The 20,056-nt window shown below is 60.3% G+C and carries 17 protein-coding genes; 5 read left to right on the forward strand and 12 right to left on the reverse strand.

The features are described from left to right. The first annotated feature begins 105 nt into the window (after window positions 1-105). Together D8V06_RS18435 and D8V06_RS18440 are read left to right on the forward strand one after the other, a co-directional pair. Window positions 106-1,209, forward strand: a complete 1,104-nt coding sequence (locus D8V06_RS18435; RefSeq protein ID WP_130931488.1) for an extracellular solute-binding protein — start codon at window positions 106-108, stop codon at window positions 1,207-1,209. A 47-nt stretch (window positions 1,210-1,256) separates the two neighbouring features. Further along, window positions 1,257-2,387: a P1 family peptidase gene (locus D8V06_RS18440; RefSeq protein ID WP_130931489.1), complete on the forward strand. Its 1,131-nt coding sequence runs from the start codon at window positions 1,257-1,259 to the stop codon at window positions 2,385-2,387. 385 nt (window positions 2,388-2,772) lie between these two features. On the opposite strand, the gene D8V06_RS18445 is transcribed toward D8V06_RS18440, so the two are convergent. The 3 genes from D8V06_RS18445 to D8V06_RS18450 all read right to left on the reverse strand — a co-directional run bounded on the left by D8V06_RS18445 (window position 2,773) and on the right by D8V06_RS18450 (window position 4,855). Further along, window positions 2,773-3,609 (reverse strand): IS3 family transposase, encoded by an 837-nt coding sequence (locus tag D8V06_RS18445; RefSeq protein WP_056855266.1) that lies wholly within the window; start codon window positions 3,607-3,609, stop codon window positions 2,773-2,775. Continuing rightward, window positions 3,606-3,911 carry an IS3 family transposase gene (locus D8V06_RS30885; RefSeq protein WP_056855265.1) on the reverse strand — a complete coding sequence of 102 codons (306 nt, stop codon included), beginning with the start codon at window positions 3,909-3,911 and terminating at the stop codon, window positions 3,606-3,608. The genes D8V06_RS18445 and D8V06_RS30885 overlap by 4 nt, the downstream gene beginning before the upstream one ends. A gap of 221 nt (window positions 3,912-4,132) precedes the next feature. Further along, a complete protein-coding gene (locus tag D8V06_RS18450; RefSeq protein WP_130931490.1) occupies window positions 4,133-4,855 on the reverse strand; it encodes a GNAT family N-acetyltransferase in 723 nt (240 codons plus the stop codon). Window positions 4,856-5,070: 215 nt separating this feature from the next. On the opposite strand from D8V06_RS18450, the gene paoA reads away from it, so the two are divergent. The 3 genes from paoA to paoC are packed head-to-tail and all read left to right on the forward strand — an operon-like array spanning window position 5,071 to window position 8,839. Next, window positions 5,071-5,694, forward strand: coding sequence for an aldehyde dehydrogenase iron-sulfur subunit PaoA (gene paoA, locus D8V06_RS18455; protein WP_130904998.1), 624 nt, complete (start codon window positions 5,071-5,073; stop codon window positions 5,692-5,694). Beyond that, window positions 5,691-6,647: a xanthine dehydrogenase family protein subunit M gene (locus D8V06_RS18460; protein ID WP_130931491.1), complete on the forward strand. Its 957-nt coding sequence runs from the start codon at window positions 5,691-5,693 to the stop codon at window positions 6,645-6,647. Before paoA ends, D8V06_RS18460 begins: the two co-directional genes overlap by 4 nt. Beyond that, on the forward strand, window positions 6,644-8,839 hold the full coding sequence (paoC, locus tag D8V06_RS18465) for an aldehyde oxidoreductase molybdenum-binding subunit PaoC (RefSeq protein WP_130931492.1): 2,196 nt from the start codon (window positions 6,644-6,646) through the stop codon (window positions 8,837-8,839). The genes D8V06_RS18460 and paoC overlap by 4 nt, the downstream gene beginning before the upstream one ends. Before the next feature lie 156 nt (window positions 8,840-8,995). Here paoC and D8V06_RS18470 read toward each other — a convergent pair whose 3' ends face one another. The 9 genes from D8V06_RS18470 to D8V06_RS18510 all read right to left on the reverse strand — a co-directional run bounded on the left by D8V06_RS18470 (window position 8,996) and on the right by D8V06_RS18510 (window position 19,947). Continuing rightward, window positions 8,996-11,482, reverse strand: a complete 2,487-nt coding sequence (locus tag D8V06_RS18470; RefSeq protein ID WP_130931493.1) for a TonB-dependent siderophore receptor — start codon at window positions 11,480-11,482, stop codon at window positions 8,996-8,998. A 118-nt stretch (window positions 11,483-11,600) separates the two neighbouring features. Next, window positions 11,601-12,554, reverse strand: a complete 954-nt coding sequence (locus D8V06_RS18475; RefSeq protein WP_130906509.1) for a FecR domain-containing protein — start codon at window positions 12,552-12,554, stop codon at window positions 11,601-11,603. A 3-nt stretch (window positions 12,555-12,557) separates the two neighbouring features. Continuing rightward, a complete protein-coding gene (locus D8V06_RS18480; protein WP_056856914.1) occupies window positions 12,558-13,067 on the reverse strand; it encodes a sigma-70 family RNA polymerase sigma factor in 510 nt (169 codons plus the stop codon). Between the two features lie 101 nt (window positions 13,068-13,168). After that, window positions 13,169-13,738 (reverse strand): YceI family protein, encoded by a 570-nt coding sequence (locus tag D8V06_RS18485; protein WP_130906508.1) that lies wholly within the window; start codon window positions 13,736-13,738, stop codon window positions 13,169-13,171. Window positions 13,739-13,860: 122 nt separating this feature from the next. Further along, window positions 13,861-16,356 carry a TonB-dependent siderophore receptor gene (locus D8V06_RS18490; protein ID WP_056856764.1) on the reverse strand — a complete coding sequence of 832 codons (2,496 nt, stop codon included), beginning with the start codon at window positions 16,354-16,356 and terminating at the stop codon, window positions 13,861-13,863. 192 nt (window positions 16,357-16,548) lie between these two features. Continuing rightward, window positions 16,549-17,508, reverse strand: coding sequence for a FecR family protein (locus D8V06_RS18495; RefSeq protein ID WP_130931494.1), 960 nt, complete (start codon window positions 17,506-17,508; stop codon window positions 16,549-16,551). Next, window positions 17,505-18,050 carry a sigma-70 family RNA polymerase sigma factor gene (locus D8V06_RS18500; RefSeq protein WP_056856766.1) on the reverse strand — a complete coding sequence of 182 codons (546 nt, stop codon included), beginning with the start codon at window positions 18,048-18,050 and terminating at the stop codon, window positions 17,505-17,507. Before D8V06_RS18500 ends, D8V06_RS18495 begins: the two co-directional genes overlap by 4 nt. 83 nt (window positions 18,051-18,133) lie before the next feature. Beyond that, entirely contained in the window at window positions 18,134-18,820 is a 687-nt protein-coding gene (locus D8V06_RS18505) for a phosphoribosyltransferase family protein (RefSeq protein WP_130931495.1), read from the reverse strand. 161 nt (window positions 18,821-18,981) lie between these two features. Then, entirely contained in the window at window positions 18,982-19,947 is a 966-nt protein-coding gene (locus D8V06_RS18510) for an alpha/beta hydrolase (protein ID WP_130931496.1), read from the reverse strand. Between the last annotated feature and the right edge of the window lie 109 nt (window positions 19,948-20,056).

Below are 20,056 nucleotides of genomic sequence, written 5' to 3' on the forward strand. Positions count from 1 at the left end.
ACCCCTTTCGAGTAACCCATGATGGGAATGGGTAACGGCCAGCCCCGTCGATACCCTGCAAGCTCCTGAACATCACCGGCCGCAGCAGGCCAGGAGTGCCGCATCATGAGTGGTCATCGCTCGCATTTCAATCTGGGGTTTGGCGCCTGTCTGGCGGTTTCGCTGTCGGCGGTGGCGGCCGAGGTCCCAACCGTTCACGTCTACAACTGGTATGACTACATCGGCCCGAACACCCTGCATGACTTCAAGCGTGACACCGGTATCCAGCCCGTCTACGACACCTTCGACAGCGCCGAAGTGCTCGAAGGCAAACTGTTGACCAGCCGCAGTGGCTACGACGTGGTGGTGGCCAGCAACTTCAGCCTGCCAACGCTGATCAAGGCCGGTGCCCTGGCGCCGCTGCCCCGCGCTGATATGCCTGATTTCAAGAACATGGACAGCGACCTGCTGGCGAAACTGGCCCACAACGATCCGGGTAACCAGTACGCCGTGCCGTATCTGTGGGGCACCAACGGCATCGGCTACAACATCGACAAAGTGCGGGCGGTACTTGGCGACAAAGCGCCGGTGGATTCCTGGGACCTGGTGTTCAAGGAAGAAAACCTGGCCAAACTCGGCGAATGCGGCGTGGCGATGCTCGACTCGCCGTCGGAAATGCTCCCGGTCGCCCTGCACTACCTTGGCCTGCCGCCCAACAGCACCAACCCCGAGGATTACAAGAAGGCCGAAGCGTTGCTGCTCAAACTGCGCCCGCATATCGCCTACTTCAATTCGTCGAAATTCATCAGTGATCTGTCCAACGGCAACATCTGTGTGGCGGTCGGTTGGTCTGGCGCGATGCTGGAAGCCAAGGCGACCGCCGAGCAAGCCGGCAACGGCGTGAAGATCGCCTACAGCTTGCCCAAGGAAGGCGCGCCGGTGTGGTTCGACACGCTGGTGTTGCTCAAGGACGCGCCGCATCCCCAACAAGGGTTGGCTTTCATCGATTACCTGATGCGCGCCGAGGTCATCGCCCCGGTCAGCAATCACCTCAACTACCCCAATGGCAACCGCAATGCCACGGCGCTGGTGGCTGAGGCGACCCGCAACAACCCTGCGGTCTACCCGTCAGCCGCAGCCCTGGCCACTTTGTTCACTCTGCAACCTTTGCCGCCGGCTACCGAACGGGTACGGACGCGGATCTGGAGCAAGGTCAAGAACGGTCAATAACCCACGCCCCACCTTTCCACCCGCGACTTCTGAAGATGAGAAAACCGATGAAACCACGTGCCCGCGACCTGAACATTCGATTCGGCCAACTGCAACCCGGCCCGCTCAACGCCATTACCGACGTGCCCGGTGTACGGGTCGGCCACAGCAATGTGCGAGGACGCACCGCCAAGGGTCGCGACATCCTCACCGGGGTAACCGTGATTGAACCGCGTGCCGGTTCCACCAGCCAGCAACCGTGTTTCGCCGGGGTCCATGTGCTCAATGGCAATGGCGACGCCACGGGGCTTGAATGGATCCGCGAGGCCGGTTTGCTGACCAGCCCGATCGCCTTCACCAACACCCATAGCCTGGGCGTGGTGCGCGATGCGCTGATCGCCGTGGACCGTGAGCAGCAACCAGACGACGGCAGGCTCTACTGGAACATGCCGGTGGTGCTGGAAACCTATGACGGTTTGCTCAACGACATCAACGGCTTTCACGTGAAACCCGAGCACGTCGCCGAAGCCGTGCGCAGTGCCAAGAGCGGCCCTGTGACAGAAGGCAATGTCGGCGGTGGCAGCGGCATGATCTGCCACGAATTCAAGGGGGGCATCGGCACCGCCTCGCGGCGCTTGAGCGATGCCCAGGGTGGCTGGACGGTGGGTGCCATCGTGCAGGCCAACCACGGCATCCGGCAGGAATTGCGCGTCGATGGCTACCCGGTCGGGCGCTACATGGATCAGGTCGACTCGCCGTTTCTCAAGGCCGCGTTGCCGCATCCGGGCATGGGTTCCATCGTCGTCTGCCTGGCCACCGATGCGCCGTTGCTGCCGCACCAGTGCACTCGGCTGGCGCAGCGTGCCAGCCTCGGCCTTGCCCGCACCGGCGGCGGCAATGAAGACCACAGTGGCGATATCTTCATCGCCTTCGCCACCGGCAACCAGCACGTGCCCCCGGCGGCGTACGAGCGTAAAAAAGCCGCCACCACTGATGGTCTGTGCATGGTCAACAATGACCACATCAGCGAGCTGTTCCTGGCCGCGACCGAAGCCGTGGAAGAAGCCATCATCAATGCCGTACTGGCCGCCGAAACCGCCGAAGGCAATGGTCACGCGGTGCCGGGGCTGGATGCCGAAACGTTGCTGCAAGCACTGCGTCGGGCCGGGTGGCCGGGGGATACGACTAGTGGTACTTGAGTGAAACACTTGGTCTTTCTAGGATGAACTTACGCAGCCGCTTGTTTGCTCAACAAGCCGTTGCGTAAGCGGTGAGTGCACTGAACCCCTACAAGCTCACCGCTTGCTTCATGCGCATCTTGAGCCTCAATGGCTCTACTTCCTCCCCATCAAAGAGCTTTGAGGCTCTTTTTTTACCTCCAGAATCACCACTTTACCCTGTGGGAGCTGGCTTGCCAGCGATGGCGGTGGGTCAGTCAATCAATGTGTCGGCCGATACTCAGTCATCGCTGGCAAGCCAGCTCCCACTGTGGATCCCGGTGTGATCGGGATTTTTGACCAATAAAGATCCCCTGTAGGAGCAAAGCTGAACTGGTCAAGTAATCCCGGACACCGATTACGGTGTTTATGCCGCTTTTTGCTCCATGGCTATCGGCGACAGATAGTTGTTGTAGCTGTGGAGCCTGGTGCGGTTGTAGTACATGAAGAAACGCACCATGTCCGTTTTTGCCTCCTCGATCAGGCTGTAGCCGTTGCGAGGTACCCACTCTGACTTCAGCGTGCCAAAAAAACGCTCTGTTGGAGCGTTGTCCCAGCACTGTCCCCGATGGCTCATGCTTTGCACAATGCTGTGGCGGGTCAGTTCTTCTTGAAACTTGCGACTGGTGTACTGACATCCTTGGTCTGAGTGAAACATCAGCCCTGGAGGGCACGTTCGTACAGCTGTCGCCATGCGTAGCGCTTTGCTGACCAGGTTGGCGTCATTGACCAGAGAAAAAGCCCAACCAATGACCCTGCGAGCATACAAATCGATCACGATGGCCAGATGAATCCAGCGTTTGCCCACCATCAGGCTGGTAACGTCGCCACACCAAACCTGATCGATTGCAGTCGGTTTGAAGTTGCGTTTGAGCCGATTAGGCGCGACAAATGCCTCCACGCCTTTGGATCTAAATGGATGCGGCTGGCGTTGTTTACTGACAATGTTGGCTTCCCTCATCAGCGCTCGGACAAGGCTCCTTCCTGCTGCAATATTTTGCGATTTCAGGCCCTCGCTGATCATCCTGGAGCCCATGGCTTCGCGGCTTTCACTGTGCAGCTCAACGACTTTCATCCTGAGTTCTTCACGTCTGATCCGCGGCTTGGATCGCCGCTGAATCCACTCATAAAAGCTGCTGCGCTTCACACCGAAAACACGACACACCACGGCCGTCGGAAATGACTCTCTTAGCTCTACGATCATCGGAAACGATCGGGATCCGACATCAAGAGAGCGGTAGCCTTTTTTAAGATTTCAGCTTCCATCTCCATGCGCTTGATCTTGGCTTTTAGCTCCTGGATTTGGCGCTGATCGTCAGTAATCGCCTTGGTGCCTTCAACTGACCGGCCCTCGCGCTCCTTACGAACCTGATCAACCCAGCGCCGTAAAGCGGTGGGCCCGATATCCAGCGAAGCACAAACCTCTGGAACCGGGCAGTTATCATCAAGCACCATGCTCGCAGCATGCAGTTTGAACTCGCGGGTGTAGACCTTTCTTTCGTTCATGGAACCTCCAAGTTGGCGAAATCATATCGCCCTTAAGAGGTGACCGGAATTATTAGGCCAGTTCAAGCTTGCTCGCGATGGCGATCTCAAGGACGCCATCGCCGGCAAGCCGTGCTCCTACAGGTGTTGGAGTGCAACTGGCAGAGATTGGTCGGCCGTCAGGACGCCATCGCTGGCAAGCCAGCTCCCACAGAGTGCTATGTCATGCCTGGAGAGCTCGATCAGACCAGGCGCAGTCGTGGACCGCTGGTCGGCACTGCGTCGTCGCCCAACCGCTCACGCACGAACGCATGGGCCTTGAACGTCAACTGATCGAGGTGCCGGTCGCGCTGTTTTTCCGCATCGACCATCGCCCGCTTGCCGTGTTTTTGCAGCAAATACGTATGAATCTGCCGCACCTCCAGCGAGCTGTAGATCGGTGCCACATCCAGCAGCGCCATCAAGCCGTCGCTGCCATGGTCACGGGTGTTCATCAGTACCTGGGTCGCGCGCACGCCTATCACCTGAAAACCCATCGCTTCGAAGTACGGCACCTTGGCCACCGCGCAGGTCAGTTCGGCGTGCGGATAACGGCCGACCATTTCCCGCAGCATCCGGCGCGCAATGCCCTGGCGCCGATGTTCGGCCTGGACCGCCATGTACGCCACGCTGCAGGCCTCGGGATCGTCCTTGACCGGCAAGTACAGCAAGAAGCCGATGATCTGGTCCGGATCGTCAAGATCGGTGGCGACGATCAACTCCACATCAATGCCCTTCGCGCCGTTCAACGCTTCCAGATAAAGGTGCACCTCGTAGCCAATCGCGTACTGATAGACGTTGTACAGCAGGTTGCTCGGCGGTATCGCGACCATGCTGATGTCGGTCAGGTTGTCGACCACCATCTGCAGGATCTGGCTGTTGATGTGCTCGGGGCACGACGTGTTGAAGTGCGTGATCTGGGGCATTGCGGGGGGTGGCTCCGGGGCGGTGTGCAGCGTTCGATGCGGGCGGACATCTTAACCCGTTCCGCGCCATTTCTGGATTCATGAACTAAGCGCATGAGTCTATAGCCGAAAACCGCATAAACCTTTTCCTGAATCCGATGGTCACTCTTGTTGATGTGAACTGCAAAAGTACCGCAGTGCACTGCACTCGCAAATTACGCAAAGGAATAGACCTGATGACGATTTCCCGACGTACATTTCTGATTGTGGGTGCAGTGACGGCGGCGAGCGTGGCACTGCCGCCGTTCATTTCTGCGCAGGCATCCGCCGCCAATGCCGCGCGGCCGGTCAAAGCCTCCGTGAAGTTCTGGGTCAATGACCAACAACGCAACCTCGACCTGGACACCCGTACGACCCTGCTCGATGCCCTGCGGGAAAACCTGCAACTGACCGGCAGCAAAAAAGGCTGCGACCACGGCCAATGTGGCGCCTGCACGGTGATCGCCGATGGCAGGCGGATCAATTCGTGCCTGACATTGGCTGTCATGCACGAAGGCTCGAAGATCACCACCATCGAAGGCCTCGGCACGCCGCAAAAGCTGCACCCCATGCAAGCCGCGTTCATCAAGCACGACGGCTACCAATGCGGATACTGCACGCCGGGGCAGATCTGTTCCGCCGTCGCGGTGCTGGGAGAAATTCGTGACGGCATTCCCAGTCACGCCAGCCCCAGCCTCACCAAACCACCCCAGCTGATCGCCAGTGAAATCCAGGAACGCATGAGCGGCAACATCTGTCGCTGCGGGGCGTACTCCAACATCATCGAGGCGATCACGGAAGTCGCGGAGGCCAGCGCATGAGACCCTTTACCTACTTGCGCGCCAAATCCCCGGCTCAAGCGGCGTTGCTGGCAGCCCAGGTCAGCAACGCGCGGTTCATCGCCGGTGGCACCAATCTGCTGGATCTGATGAAACTGGACATCGAAACCCCCGCGCATCTGATCGATGTCAACGATGTCGGCCTCGACCGTATCGAAGGCACGGCAGAGGGTGGCTTGCGCATCGGAGCACTGGTGAGGAACACCGATCTCGCCACCCATCCGCGCGTGCGCGAAGATTACGGCTTGCTTGCCCGCGCCCTGCTCGCCGGCGCCTCGGGGCAACTGCGCAATGTCGCCACCACTGGCGGCAACCTGTTGCAACGCACACGCTGTCCGTACTTCTACGACACGCATCAGGCCTGCAACAAGCGCCAGCCCGGCAGCGGCTGCTCGGCCATCGACGGCTTCAGCCGGCAACTGGGCATCATTGGAGTCAGCAAGGCCTGCATCGCCACCCATCCCAGCGACATGGCCGTGGCCATGCGCGCGCTCGATGCCGAGGTCGAGACGGTGAGACCCGACGGCACTATCCGCGTCATTCCCCTGGCCGATTTGCATCGATTGCCCGGCACCACACCGAACATCGAAACCACGCTGATGGCCAATGAATTGATCACCGCTGTCACCCTGCCAGCGCCGATCGGCGGTACCCACATTTATCACAAGGTTAGGGACCGGTCGTCCTACGCGTTTGCGCTCGTTTCTGTCGGCGCGATCATCCAGAGCAACGGCAGCGGACGCGTCGCCCTGGGTGGCGTGGCGCACAAGCCGTGGCGTGTCGAGAGCGCGGAGTCGGTCATGCCCCAAGGCGCGAAAGCATTCACCGAAAAGCTGCTCGCCGGCGCCACACCCACCCACGAAAACGCCTTCAAGCTGACCCTGGTCGAGCGCACGCTCGCTGCGGTGATGGCCCAAGCGAAGGAGCACGCATGAAATTCGACACGCCCGCCACCAGCAACCCGATCGACCAGATGAAGGTCATCGGCAAAGCCACTACGCGCATCGAAGGCCCACTGAAAACCACCGGCCAGGCACCCTACGCCTATGAGCATCACACCGCCGTGCCGAATCAGGCGTATGGCGTGGTGGTCGGTTCGGCCATCGCCAAGGGCCGTATTGCCTCGATGGACCTCGAGGTTGCCCAAGCGGCGCCGGGGGTGTTGGCCATTGTCACGGCGGCCAACGCCGGCAAGCTCGGCAAAGGCAAATACAACACTGCCAAATTACTCGGCGGGCCTGAAATCGAGCACTACCACCAGGCCGTCGCGTTGGTCGTGGCGCAGACCTTCGAACAGGCCCGGGCTGCCGCTGAACTGGTCAAGGTCAACTACGTACGAGCCAAGGGCGTGTTCGATCTTGCGGCAACCCGCGATTCGGCCAAACAGACCAAGGAAATGCCCGATACAGTGCATGGCGATTTCGAGGGTGCGTTCGCTGCTGCACCAGTGCAACTGGACGCCACTTACACCACCCCCGATCAGGCCCACGCCATGATGGAACCTTTCGCCTCGATGGCTGCGTGGGATGGCGACAAACTGACCGTGTGGACCTCCAATCAGATGATTGACTGGTCCGTGACCGATCTGGCCACCACCCTCGGCATACCGAAAAAAAATGTACGGTTGATCTCGCCGTACATCGGCGGCGGTTTCGGCGGCAAGCTGTTTATCCGCTGCGACGCGGTGTTGGCGGCGCTCGGTGCGCGACTGGCCGGCCGGCCGGTGAAGGTCGCGCTCGCGCGGCCACTGATGTTCAACAATTCCACGCACCGCCCCGCCACCATTCAGCGCATCCGCATTGGCGCCACGGCTGACGGCAAGATCACGGCCATGGCCCACGAAGGCTGGTCCGGTGACCTGCCGGGTGGCAAGGTCGAGCGCGCTTCTCAGCCGAGTCAATTGCTGTATGCCGGGGAAAACCGCCGGGTGTCCATGCGCTTGTCGACCCTCAACCTGCCGGAGGGCAACGCCATGCGCGCACCCGGCGAAGCGCCGGGAATGATGGCGCTGGAAATCGCCATGGACGAAATGGCGGAAAAGCTCAAGATCGACCCGGTCGAGTTTCGCATATTCAATGATACCCAGGTCGACCCGGTGAACACGCAACGGTCCTTCTCTCAGCGCCGCTTGATCGAATGCCTGCGTACGGGGACCGAGCGTTTCGGCTGGAGCAGTCGTCAGGCGCAGCCGGGCGCGCAACGCGAGGGCCGTTGGTTGATCGGCCAGGGCATGGCCGTCGCCTTTCGCAACAACCTGCTGGTGAAGTCCGGAGCCCGGGTTCGCCTGAATGATCAAGGCATCGTCACCGTCGAAACCGACATGACCGATATCGGCACCGGCAGCTACACGATCATTGCCCAGACCGCGGCAGAAATGATGGGTGTCACCCTCGACAAAGTGCTGGTGCGCCTCGGCGATTCGAGCTTTCCGGTGTCGGCCGGTTCCGGTGGCCAGTTCGGTGGCAACTGTTCGACGTCCGGGGTCTACGCGGCGTGCGTAAAACTTCGCGCAGCCGTTGCGCAACGCCTGGGCATGAAACCGGACGAGGCGACATTCGCCGATGGCGAAGTCAGTACCGGCGATAGACGTGTGCCGCTTCAAGAGGCCGCGCGAGGCGGAGAACTGGTGGCCGAGGATTCGATCGAGTTTGCCGAGCTGAGTAAAATATTCCAGCAGTCGACGTTCGGCGCGCACTTCGTTGAGGTCGCCGTCGACAGTGCCACCGGCGAAACCCGCGTGCGGAGAATGCTCGCGGTCTGTGCTGCCGGGCGCATCCTCAACCCGACTTCGGCACGCAGCCAGGTGATCGGTGCGATGACCATGGGCGTCGGTGCGGCATTGATGGAAGAACTGGCGGTCGACAAGCGCCTGGGCTTTTTCGTCAACCATGACCTGGCCGGATACGAAGTGCCGGTGCACGCCGACATCCCGCATCAGGAAGTGATTTTCCTCGAGGAGGACGATCCGGTTTCATCGCCGATGAAAGCCAAGGGCGTGGGTGAACTGGGCATCTGCGGAGTCAGCGCAGCCATCGCCAATGCGGTGTACAACGCGACGGGGATTCGCGTCCGGGACTACCCGATCACCCTCGACAAGATGCTCGACAAACTGCCGCCGATGATTTGAGCGCTGCATTTTTACAATAACGCAGCGGTCACCTTTCCTGTAGGAGCCGGCTTGCTGGCGATAGCGGCTTGAAATTCAACATCTGTGTTGACTGATACACCGCCATCGCCAGCAAGCCGGCTCCTACACTCCCACAGTCAGTTGCAGCGAAGAACATTAGAAGTCGTAAGTCATCTCCGCCGACGCCACCCGCTCCTGCCCGTAATAGCAACCGAACGAGTAGTTGCAGTCCGACACGTACTCGCGGTCGAAGATGTTCTGCACGTTCAGGCGAGTTTGCAAACCACGCAGGCTTGGGTCGAGTTTGCCCATGTCATAGCTGACGGTAGCGTCATAGACGACCCAGGACGGTACGTCGAACGAGTTGGCCGCATCCCCCGGCTTGCGTCCGGTGTAGCGCGCGCCGGCGCCAAAGGTCAGGCCATTGAGGGTGGCCTGGGTGAAGTGATAGTCGATCCACATTGACGCTGAAACCGGCGATTGGGCTTCGTTGCGGTGGCCTTCGTTGCCCCAGGTGTCCTTGGTGTAGAACGAGTCCATGTAGCTGGCGGCGGCCAGGATATCGACGTTGTCGATGCTGGATTTGACTTCCAGCTCGACGCCGCGCGAACGCATCTCTCCGCCCTGGGACATGTACTCCGGATAGTCATCATCGCCGGTCAGCACGTTCTTCTGTTTGATCTCATACACCGATGCGGTGATCAGGGTCTGCTCGAACGGCTGGTACTTCACACCCACTTCGTATTGCTGACCCTCGGTCGGCTCAAAGGCCTTGCCGCCACGCTCAGGCGCCCCGGTGCCTATTGTCGGCAGGAACGACTCGGAATAGCTGACATAGGGCGCCAGGCCGAAATCAGTGACATAGGTCAGGCCGACACGCCCGGTGAACTTGTTGTCGCGTTTGGATTCACGGGTCGACGCCAGCAAATCCTTGTTGTCGATTTCCGCCCAGTCCTGGCGGCCACCGATAGTCAGGATCCACTGGTCCAGTTTGATCTGGTCCTGCAGATACACACCCGTCTGGCGCAAGGTGTTGTCCCATTGGGTGGTGAGCGTTGGCGTCACGCTGCTGGTGTCGTAGTTGTTCTTGCCATACAGGTTGACCGGCAACACGTTGTTGGCGTTGTAGCCGTCGTACTTGCGGGTGAAATGCCGATAGTCCACCCCCGCCAGCGTAGTGTGCTCCAGGGCACCGGTGTTGAATGTGTATTCGAGGTTGTTATCGACGGTCCAGGCGATGTTGTGCTGGTGCCAGTCGACCTTGGCGCGGTTGGCCCGGGTGTAATCGGTCACGCCGGCATCAGTGACGAAACTGCGCAGGTAAAAGCCCTTGTAGCGGTCGCGCACGTCGGTGTAACGCGCCGTGGAGCGGTATTTCAGGTCTTCGCTGAAGTTGTGGCTGAAGTCATATCCGAAGATGTACTGGTCACGTTTGTAATCGTTGAAGTCAGTGTCACCGGAGAAAAAGTCGCGATTGATTTTCTCGCCGTCAGGGCCGCGGTTGAGCGAACCGATCCGTGGCAGCGACTGATAATCGGGCACGCCGTCATCGCGCTGGACCTGCGCCAGCACCGTCAGGAAGGTGTCCTCGGTCGGCGCCCAGGTCAGGCTCGGCGCCAGCAGCATGCGTTCACTGCTGTTGTGCTCGACTTGTTCGCCACCCTTGTTGGCGACGCCAATCAGGCGATAGGTGAACTGCTTCTGCTCGTCGATCGGGCCGCTGGTGTCGAAGGCACCGTTGACCCGGTCATAACTGCCCGCCCCCAGTTTGATCTGGCTGCGCTGCTCGGTGGTCGGACGCTTGGAGACCATGTTGATCAGCCCGCCGGGCTGGTTCTGCCCATAGAGTACCGACGACGGCCCCTTGAGCACTTCGATGCGCTCCAGGGTATAGGGATCGATTTGCGGCGCGCCGCCGAGGCTGCCGGCGTAAGGGATGTATGCGCCATCGAAGTACAGCGGCGTCGGTGCGAAACCCCGGCTGGTGATTTCATCGGCAATCGAGTTGCGGTCGGTGTAACCGCCCGTGTTCACTCCCGGCGTGTATCGCAAGGCCTGGGTCAGGTTGCGGGCGCCCTGGGCTTCGACCTGGTCGGCGGTGACCACGTTGATGGTCTGCGGGATTTCCAGAATCGGCGTGTCCGTCTTGGTGCCCGTGGCACTGCGGGTCGCGACGAAGCCGTCCACCGGGCCGTAAGCGGACTCCACCACAGCGCCGGAAATGCTGGTGGCCCCCAGTTGCAGCGCCGCGCCATCACCCACCAACGGCAATAGCGAATAGCTGCCGTTGTCGTGACGCACAGCCTGCAATTTGCTCCCGGCGAGCAACTGACGCAGCCCCGCCTCCACCGAATAACGCCCTTGCAGCCCCGCGGTGCTCTGACCATTGGCAGAAGCCGGCTCGAACGACACGGTCACCCCGGCGATGCCGGCAAACTGGGTCAATGCCGCGCCCAGCGGACCTGGCGGGATATCGAATTCGGCTTCAGTGCTGGTTTGCGCCCACGCTGGTTGTGCCACGATCGCCATGCCCAACGGGACGACCAGCGCCATACCGAGCAATGCGGCATGCACGGCGCGACTCAAGGGTCTGACAGTTGGCTCAATTGCAGAAATGCTCAATAGGGAATTGCGAGGGGTCATGCAGTTTCCTTTCGCCCGTGTGGCAGTCAATGGCAGCGTCTAAATGCGCCTCTAACTACCAAGTCGAACGAGAATCAAAATCAATAACCCCTCCGGCAAGTTTTTTTCGGTTAATCACTCAGACCGGCTCCACACTGGCCCAGTAACGGCTGAACCGGCGAATGCGCACGGGCAAGGTCGACGTCAGGTTGTCCAGAATGGTATCGGTACTGGTCAGATGAAAAGCGCCAGAGATACGCAGTGCCGCCACCGCCGGATCACATCCCAAGTGGCCCGGACGATAGCGCTGCAGTTCGCGGACGAAGTCTTCCAGGCGCCAGTCATTGACGACCAGCATGTCGCGGGTCCAGGCATCGGATTGCGCGCTAGCTCGCTGCACGGCGTCGACGGCATCGCGGCGAAAGCTCACCTGCTGACCGGCGTCGACGCGTACCGCCGGGCCGGACAAAACCGCGCTGCGCACTTCGACCGCATGTTCCTGCACACTGACCAGTGTTTGCGCTGTGTCATGCCGCACGACAAAACGGGTGCCCAGTGCGCGGATGCTGCCTTCGGCGGTATGAACCACAAAAGGCCGCGCCGATGCGTCACGCGCTGTCTCGATCTGGATTTCGCCTTGCAGCAAACGGACTTCACGCAAGTGGGCGCTGTAGCGGATGTCCACGGCCGTCGCCGTGTTGAGTTGCAGCTGGCTGCCATCGTCCAGTCGCACCCGACGACGTTCACCGGTACCGGTGCGCTGGTCGGCCATCAAGGTTGGCAGCGGCGTGGTATTCCAGGCCAGTGTCCCGGCGGCGCCCGCCATCAACAGAATCGACAACACCTTGAGCACGTCCCGGCGTTTGGCCCGGGCGCTGGCCAGGGTCGGGCGAGCGACGGCGGGAGATAGCTGCCCAAGCTTGTCCTGCAAACGTGCGAGGCGCTCCCACGCCTGCACATGACGAGGATCACGCTCGAGCCAGCGCCGATGCGCTTCGCGCAAGCCATCGTCCGGCCCCTCGCCGCGCAAGTCGACATACCAGCGCGCAGCGGCTTCGAGGGTGGCGAAATCCAGCGGTTGTGCACGGGCCACGGTTCAGTCCTCGATCAGCAACAGGCAATGCGTCAGGGCGCGGACTGCGTGTTTCTTCACCGTGGTCACCGAGACATTAAGACGTCGACCGATCTCGACATAGCTCAGGCCATCGAGCTGGGCCAGCAGGAAAATCTCTCGAGTGCGCTCACCCAGACCGTCGAGCAAACGGTCGATTTCCATCAGGGTTTCGATGATCAGCGAACGGGTTTCCGGGGAAACCGCCACCGGCTCCGGGATGTTGGCCAGGGTTTCAAGATATGCCTGCTCCAGCGCCCGGCGACGGAACATGTCGATCATCAGGCTACGGGCGATGGTGCTCAGGTAGGCGCGCGGCTCGCGTAGCTCCTGGGTCTTGCGTTGGGTGAGCACACGAATGAAGGTGTCCTGGGCCAGATCTGCCGCGCTGTGGTTGCAGCCGAGCCGCTTGCGCAACCAGCCACACAACCAACTGTGGTGATCCTCATAAAGCGTATGCACGGCGTGTTGCAGCGAGTGGTCGGCGGAGGACATGAAAAAGGCCCGATACAGATTTATTTGATAATGACTCTCATTTTCTTCCAGGCCGACACGCTTTGGCAAGACCTCCCACGTTTGGTGAAACTCACCCCACTTCAGCGCTCGGGGGCAACTATCCGGAAACGAATGTAAATGTCATTGGAAACAACGCTGTCTGCCCATTCACCCGCACCGATCTTGAAGTCACTGCGTTTGAGCGTTAACTCGCCATCAAAAATGCCAACGGCACTTCCCGCTTTCAGCAGCACCGGCACTTCCACCTCCCGAGTGAGCCCCCGGAGAGTAAGTCTGCCGGTGATCAAATAACGGTTGCTGCCGAGGTCTTTGACCCGAGTCGACTCAAAGATTGCCTTCGGATAAGTCGCCGTGTCGAACCAGGCAGGCTTTGGAAGTTCAGTCCTGGCATCACTGTCATCCACTTCAATACTGTCGAGGTCAATGGTCAACTTCGCATGTGCATCCTGGGGATGAGTTGTATCGAAATCGAGGACCCCAACGAACTTGCTGAAGGTGCCATACACCCGTGACCCCATTTGGTTGTAAGTGAAACTGAGGGTACTGGCCGTGGGATTCACGTCGGTGTATTCGACTGCATAGGCGCAAGGAAACGCACCGAACAAAAGCACGGAGGCCAATGCAATAAAACGTGATGCTCGAGAGTTCATGGGACTCTCCGGTGTGCGGGTAAGCTGACAGTAGGTGGACTAAAGCAAAGAACCACCGTTTATGCCACCGCAAAAAACTGGCTGCCTCATGGGCAGCCCGTTTCAATGTGTCAGTTAAACGTTTACCACTGATAAGTCGCGCTCGCCTGCACTGTGCGTTGCGCCCCATACCAGCACCAGGAGTAGGAATAGCAGGACGCCACATACTCTTTGTTGGCAAGGTTACTGGCGTTCAAGGCCAGGCGCAGATTGTCCTTGAGGCTGTTGAGGTGCGGGATGTCGTAGTGCAACGAAGCATCGAACAGCGTGTAGCCCGGCACCTTCAAGGTGTTGGCCGTGTCACCCCAGGATGAACCGACGTAACGGGCACCGGCGCCGACGCCGAAACCTTTGGCGACGCCATCGTGGAAGGTGTAATCAGCCCAGGCCGAAGCCGTGTGACGCGGTACGCCATAGGTCGTGGTGCCTTTGGCGGGTACGGCCGGGCCGACGGCGATGTCGGTCAACGGTGCGTAGCTGACGGTACTGTTGGACTGGGTAATCCGGTTATCCAGATAGGCGTAGGCGGCCGTGATGTCCAGGTTGTCGTTGAGGCTGGCCTTGCCTTCGAGTTCGAAACCACGGGAGCGCACTTCACCGGTCTGTTCCTGACAGCGACCGGTACCGCAGATGTGGGTCGGGTCCGGGTCAAGTGTCGGCACGTTGCTCTGGCGCAGGTCGAAGACCGAAGCGGTGATGAAACTGTTGCTGCCCGGCGGCTGGTACTTGATGCCCACTTCGTACTGCTTGCCTTCGGTGGGTTCGAACACCGAACCGCCGTAGCCGGTGCCTGATTGCGGCTCGAACGATTCCGAGTAGCTGGCATATGGCGAGATGCCGTTGTCGAACAGGTACACCACGCCCAGGCGACCGGTGAAGGCTTCGCTTTGCAGCGAGGTCTTGGTCTTGGCGTTGGTACGCAGGTTGGTGGTGCTGTTGTTATTGTCGGCCCAGTCGTAGCGACCGCCCAAAAGCAACACCCATTTGTCCCACTTCAACTGCTCTTGCAGGTACAGGCCTTTTTGCTCGTTGCGTTGCGTGGCGTCAGAGGTGAACGCCGGTGTGGTGACTGGCGCACCGTACACCGGGTCAAAAATATCCAGGGTCGGCCCGGTGCCGAAACCGGACTTGGTGTGGGTGCTGGTGTTCTGGTAATCGGCGCCGAACAGCACCGTGTGCTGCACCGCGCCGGTGTCGAATCTGGCCTGCAACTGGTTGTCCACGGTCCAGGAATCGAGGTTCACATCTGTGGCAATGGTCGAGCGATTGGACGTACGGTAATCGGCCCGCAGATTGCTGTTGTAGATGCTGCGGTAATCGCCTTCGCTTTGCAGGTAACGCAGATTCTGGCGCACGGTCCACACGTCGTTGATGTGGTGTTCGAACAGGTAGCCAAGAGAGAAATACTCCCGGTCACTCTTCTCGAAATCCTCTTCACCGTCGTAGAAATCGACGTCGATGCTGCGCCCCAGCGGGCTGTGCAACACCGAGCCCCAGGCCGGCACCGAGCCGTACGAGGCGGCTTTCGGATCTTTCTGGAAGTGCCCGAGCAACGTCAGCGAAGTGTCATCGCTTGGACGCCAGGTGAAAGCCGACGACAGCGCCTGACGCTGGGTCTCAGTGTGTTCGAGCTGGCCGTCGGCCTCGTCGTACAGGCCGGCAACGCGATAGGAGTAAACGCCCTGATCATCCAGCGGGCCGGTGGTGTCGAAGGTCGTGCGTTTTTTGTTGAAGGTGCCGTATTCGATGCCGATCTCGTGGAACGGCGTATCCAGCGGACGCTTGCTCACCATGTTGAGCACGCCGCTGGGGCTGGCCTGCCCATAGAGCACCGAAGAAGGACCGCGCAGCACCTCTACCCGCTCCAGATCGAAGGCATCCTTTTGCGGTGAAGCATCCCGGCTACCGGGCATGCGCAAGCCGTCCAGATAAGTGGCCGGGGAGAAGCCACGAATGGTCATCTGATCCAGACGCGAAGCCGTGGAGCCGCGGGTTTCCGGCACCACCGCAGCGGTGTAGCGCAAAATCTGATTGAGGCTCTCGGCGCCTTGCGCGCGCATTTGATCCTTGGTCACCACGGAAATCGATTGCGGTGTCTCGATCAACGCCGTGTCGGTTTTGGTCCCTGACAGCGCGCGGGTTGCGACGTAGCCTGCCACCGGGCCGGTGGGGCTTTCACTTTGCCAGGCACCGTTGATATCAGTGGCGCCCAACATCAGCGTACCGGCCACTGGCTCGGGGGTCGGCTCGATGCGATAACGCGTGGCCGACAACGCGATGGCGCTCAGGCCGCTGCCCTGCAGCAATCGGCTAAGCGCCTGGGGCGCACTGAATTGACCGCTCAGGCCAGCGCTGGTTTTACCGCGCGTCAACGCCGGGTCGAACGCCAGCGTCAGGTCGGCTTGCTCGGCGAAACTGTTCAGCGCCTGGCCCAAATCCCCGGCCGGGATGGCGAAACTGCGCACTGCGCTGGTTGCGGTTTCGGGCGATGTTGGTTCAGCGGCGTGCAGGGGCACCGCGACAAAAGCCATCGCGACCGACAGCGCCAAGGGATGCAAGGGACGAGCAAAGCGTGACATGGAAAGTCCTGTGAAATGGGGAGCGTTACTATCCATGACGGCCATGTCGAGAAAACGGACAACGAATACGAGTGATTTGCATTAAAAATGTAAGAGCGAGCCTGCTCGCGATGAGAGCCGTGTCAGCCAAAAGGATGATCGCTGACACTCCACGATCGCGAGCAGGCTCGCTCCTGCATTGATTTTGGCGAACTACAGCGGCTTGACCACCACTAACAGATCCGTGAAGTACTCCACCTTGATCGGCAGGTTGTCCGCCAATGTCGCCAGTGCCGCGTCGGTATCGTCGAGGCGGAACACCCCGGAAACGCGCATGCCCTGCAACGCTTGCGTATCGAAACGCACCAGTCCGCGACGGTAACCGGCGAGGGCCTGAAGCACCTCGCTCACCGGCCGATCGTCGACCTTGAGCAAACCGCGAGTCCAGGCATCCGGCTCAGCGTTGCCAATGGCTTGTGGTGCTTGCGCCTGCCCGTCCTTGAGCCGCGTCTGCTGCCCCGCCATGACCTTGATCGCCTCGGCACCATTGGCTTTGGCTGCGACCACCGACTCCAGAACCGTGACCACGGTGGCGCCATCGTCCGTGCGACGAACCAGGTAACGCGTACCCAGCGCGGTCGCCGTGCCTTGTTCGGTGCGCACCACGAACGGCCGCTTGGCGTCCTTGGCCACCTCCACCCACATCTCCCCGGTGAGCAACTCGACCACCCGTTGCTGACCGTCGAATTTCACGTCCAGCGCCGAATGGCTGTTGAGTTGCACCCGACTGCCGTCGGCCAGCGCCACCTCCCGCCGTTGGCCCACGTCGGTTCGCTGGTCGGCAAACCACAGGGGCCAGTTCTCCAGGCTGAACCACCCACAGAACAGCATGCTCAACAGACCGAACACCTGAGCACCACGGGTTGTGGCTTTCGGACGCGGTTGCGCAAAGGCCTGCTTGAGTGCAACCCGCGCCGGTGCCGCCGGCAACTCATCCAGGCTCGACCACAATGCCCGCATGCGTGTGTGCGCCAGTTCGTGGCGCGGGTCGGCCTTGCACCAGGCATCGAACGCCTCGCAGTCGCGATCAGTGACCGCTTCGTCGTGCAGCAACGCAAGCCAGTGCGCGGCCTCGGCGATCATTTTCTCGGTAGGTTTATCGAGGCTCGTCACGCGGGCGAATCCTCGGTGTACAAGGCGTTGTAGCAATGCACCAACACACTCGCGACGTAATTTTTCACGGTACTGGCCGACACCTTCAGTTCGATGGCGATTTCGCTGTAGGTCAGGCCGTCCAGGCGGCTAAGCAGAAAAGCTTCGCGGGTCTTGGTCGGCAACCCGGCGAGCATGGCGGAAATTTTTTCCAGCGCATCAAGCGCCGCGTGCACCGCCGCCGGATCGGGCATGCCGGCGTCTTGTGCCTGCAACGCCAACGCCTCAAGGTACGCCTGCTCGATCCGTCGGCGCCGCGCGCCATCGATCAGCAAGCGCCCCGCCATCGTCGCCAGAAAGGCCCGGGGTTCCTTGATGGACTGCGGTTCGGCAAGGGTCAGCACCCGAATGAAGGCATCGTGCGCGAGGTCCGCCGCCCGTTGCGAGCAGCCCAGTTTTTTCCGCAGCCAGCCATGCAACCATGAATGATGATTGCTGTAGAGCTCAGTGAAAGTCTGCTGACGACGCGCAAGATCGTCGCCGGCCACGGAAAAATCGCGCATACGAAAAAATTTCTCAAATAAGAAAGATTACCAATAGCGCGAACGATGACAGCAAATCTTCACCAGAGCAAGCGACGTGGTGATCAACCTTTGGCGTCAGGCGAGTCGGCCTCCTGCTCCCATGCCCGTTGCAACAACTCGATGACCTCCGCGTCCGACGTCTGGGAAAAATCCACGTACCAGTGCCCAATCGATGTGAACCAGTCCGGAAACAATGGGCACACCAGTTCATCCACTTCCCTGCGCAGCGCCTCGGCCGTTTCAACCGGCGCCACCGGAACGGCCACCACAATGCGCGACGGCGCCTGCAATCGAACCGCCTGCACCGCCGCCCGCATCGAAGCGCCGGTCGCCAGGCCGTCGTCGATCAGGATCACCACCTGGTCCTTGAGTTGCACCGGCGCACGCGATCCCCGATAGACCTGTTCTCGACGCCTTAGCTCGCGGCTCTCGCGGTCGACCACGGCCTGGAAAGCAGCCCTGTCGATGGGATGAAAGTGCAGTGCTTCTTCATTGCGAATCTGAATGCCGCCACTGGCAATCGCGCCCATGGCGTACTCCGGACGGGACGGCACGCCGAGTTTGCGCACCAGCATCAAGTCGAGGCGAACACCCAGTGCCCTGGCCACTTCATAGGCCACTGGTACACCGCCACGGGGCAAGGCGAGAATGATGACATCAGGCCGATGGGCGTAATGCAGCAACGGCTCCACCAACCGCCGCCCTGCGGCTGCTCGATCCTGCAGGATGGAATGGGACAAGGGGCTCATTGGAAAACCTCCCCAGGCGATCGCGCCTGCCGGTGACTTCCCCCACCCCTGATTGTCGGTGCGATGGTGGCCGTCATCAAGACCTCCCTGCGTACCGCCGATCCCCTGCAGGCGAGCCTCCTCACGATGGGGCCAGCCCAGTCAACCGTGACGCTTGAGGGTTATTTCCCTACATGCCTGCCAAGAAAATCCCCGACCAACCGCGCAATTTCCCCGGGTTTTTCATCCAGTGCAAAATGACCGGCCTCCAGCACATGAATGTCCGCGGCCGGGAGATCCCGTCGATAGGCCTCGGTTTCGGCAACGTCAAAAGACGGATCAAACTTGCCCCACACTACCAGCGTCGGTGGTTGGTGCTCGCGTAGCCAGGCTTGCCACTTCGGATAGCTGGCCACATTGTTGCGGTAGTCATAGAACAGATCACTTTGGATATCCGCTTGTCCTGGTTGATTCAGGAAGTTGTATTCGTCGGTCCACAAATCCGGGTTGAAAACTTCTATCGCAGGATTGGCACCGACGTGCCGCTGCCGAGTGGTCGCCAACGAGAAAAAGCTCGCTCGCAACCCCGCCTCGTTCGGGGCTCGATTGGCCCAGAACTCACGCCGTTTCTGCCACAGCGGCCCGAGCCCATCCTCGTGCGCAACCGCATTCTGGATAATCAGTGCCTGCAAGCGTTCGGGATGGGCGAGCATCATTCGGAATCCAACCGGGCCGCCGTAGTCCTGCACATACAGCGCATATTTGTTCAGGCCCAGTGCTTCGGTGAAATGCTCCATAACACTGGCCAGATGATCGAATGTATAAACAAACAACTTCGCATCCGGGGCATCGCTGTGACCAAACCCAGGATAGTCCGGCGCCACCAGGTGGTAGTGCTGCGCCAAGCGTGACAGCAGCGGGTCATACATGCGCGAAGAACTGGGAAAGCCGTGCAGCAGCAACAAAGTTGGCGCATCCGGCCGCCCGGCTTCACGATAGAAAATCGACAGGTCATCAACCTTGATACTGCGGTAGGCAACCGTCATATGCTCCACCGAAGGGCTGGCCGGTTCGGCAGCGTGGGCGACATTGGAAAGCGACAGGCCCATGGCACAACCGAGGGCCAGGGCAGGCAACCATTTGTTCATGAGAAAACTCCGATTCAAGGTGCAAAAGTGACCTGGGTAAACAGTGCCACCTCGATGTATCCACCCCGTACCGGATTTGTAATGACCTGTATTTTCACCGCCGATCTTA

This window comes from Pseudomonas sp. Sample_24 (assembly GCF_004307605.1).
Classification (GTDB): Bacteria; Pseudomonadota; Gammaproteobacteria; order Pseudomonadales; family Pseudomonadaceae; genus Aquipseudomonas.

Excerpts from the sequence above, each read along its gene's own strand:
- D8V06_RS18485 (WP_130906508.1), bottom strand. The coding sequence starts at position 13,738 with ATGAACTCTCGAGCATCACGTTTTATTGCATTGGCCTCCGTGCTTTTG.
- D8V06_RS18440 (WP_130931489.1), top strand. The coding sequence starts at position 1,257 with ATGAAACCACGTGCCCGCGACCTGAACATTCGATTCGGCCAACTGCAA.
- D8V06_RS18445 (WP_056855266.1), bottom strand. The coding sequence starts at position 3,609 with ATGATCGTAGAGCTAAGAGAGTCATTTCCGACGGCCGTGGTGTGTCGT.
- paoC (WP_130931492.1), top strand. The coding sequence starts at position 6,644 with ATGAAATTCGACACGCCCGCCACCAGCAACCCGATCGACCAGATGAAG.
- D8V06_RS30885 (WP_056855265.1), bottom strand. The coding sequence starts at position 3,911 with ATGAACGAAAGAAAGGTCTACACCCGCGAGTTCAAACTGCATGCTGCG.
- D8V06_RS18435 (WP_130931488.1), top strand. The coding sequence starts at position 106 with ATGAGTGGTCATCGCTCGCATTTCAATCTGGGGTTTGGCGCCTGTCTG.
- paoA (WP_130904998.1), top strand. The coding sequence starts at position 5,071 with ATGACGATTTCCCGACGTACATTTCTGATTGTGGGTGCAGTGACGGCG.
- D8V06_RS18505 (WP_130931495.1), bottom strand. The coding sequence starts at position 18,820 with ATGAGCCCCTTGTCCCATTCCATCCTGCAGGATCGAGCAGCCGCAGGG.
- D8V06_RS18460 (WP_130931491.1), top strand. The coding sequence starts at position 5,691 with ATGAGACCCTTTACCTACTTGCGCGCCAAATCCCCGGCTCAAGCGGCG.
- D8V06_RS18500 (WP_056856766.1), bottom strand. The coding sequence starts at position 18,050 with ATGCGCGATTTTTCCGTGGCCGGCGACGATCTTGCGCGTCGTCAGCAG.
- D8V06_RS18510 (WP_130931496.1), bottom strand. The coding sequence starts at position 19,947 with ATGAACAAATGGTTGCCTGCCCTGGCCCTCGGTTGTGCCATGGGCCTG.
- D8V06_RS18470 (WP_130931493.1), bottom strand. The coding sequence starts at position 11,482 with ATGACCCCTCGCAATTCCCTATTGAGCATTTCTGCAATTGAGCCAACT.
- D8V06_RS18480 (WP_056856914.1), bottom strand. The coding sequence starts at position 13,067 with ATGTCCTCCGCCGACCACTCGCTGCAACACGCCGTGCATACGCTTTAT.
- D8V06_RS18490 (WP_056856764.1), bottom strand. The coding sequence starts at position 16,356 with ATGTCACGCTTTGCTCGTCCCTTGCATCCCTTGGCGCTGTCGGTCGCG.
- D8V06_RS18450 (WP_130931490.1), bottom strand. The coding sequence starts at position 4,855 with ATGCCCCAGATCACGCACTTCAACACGTCGTGCCCCGAGCACATCAAC.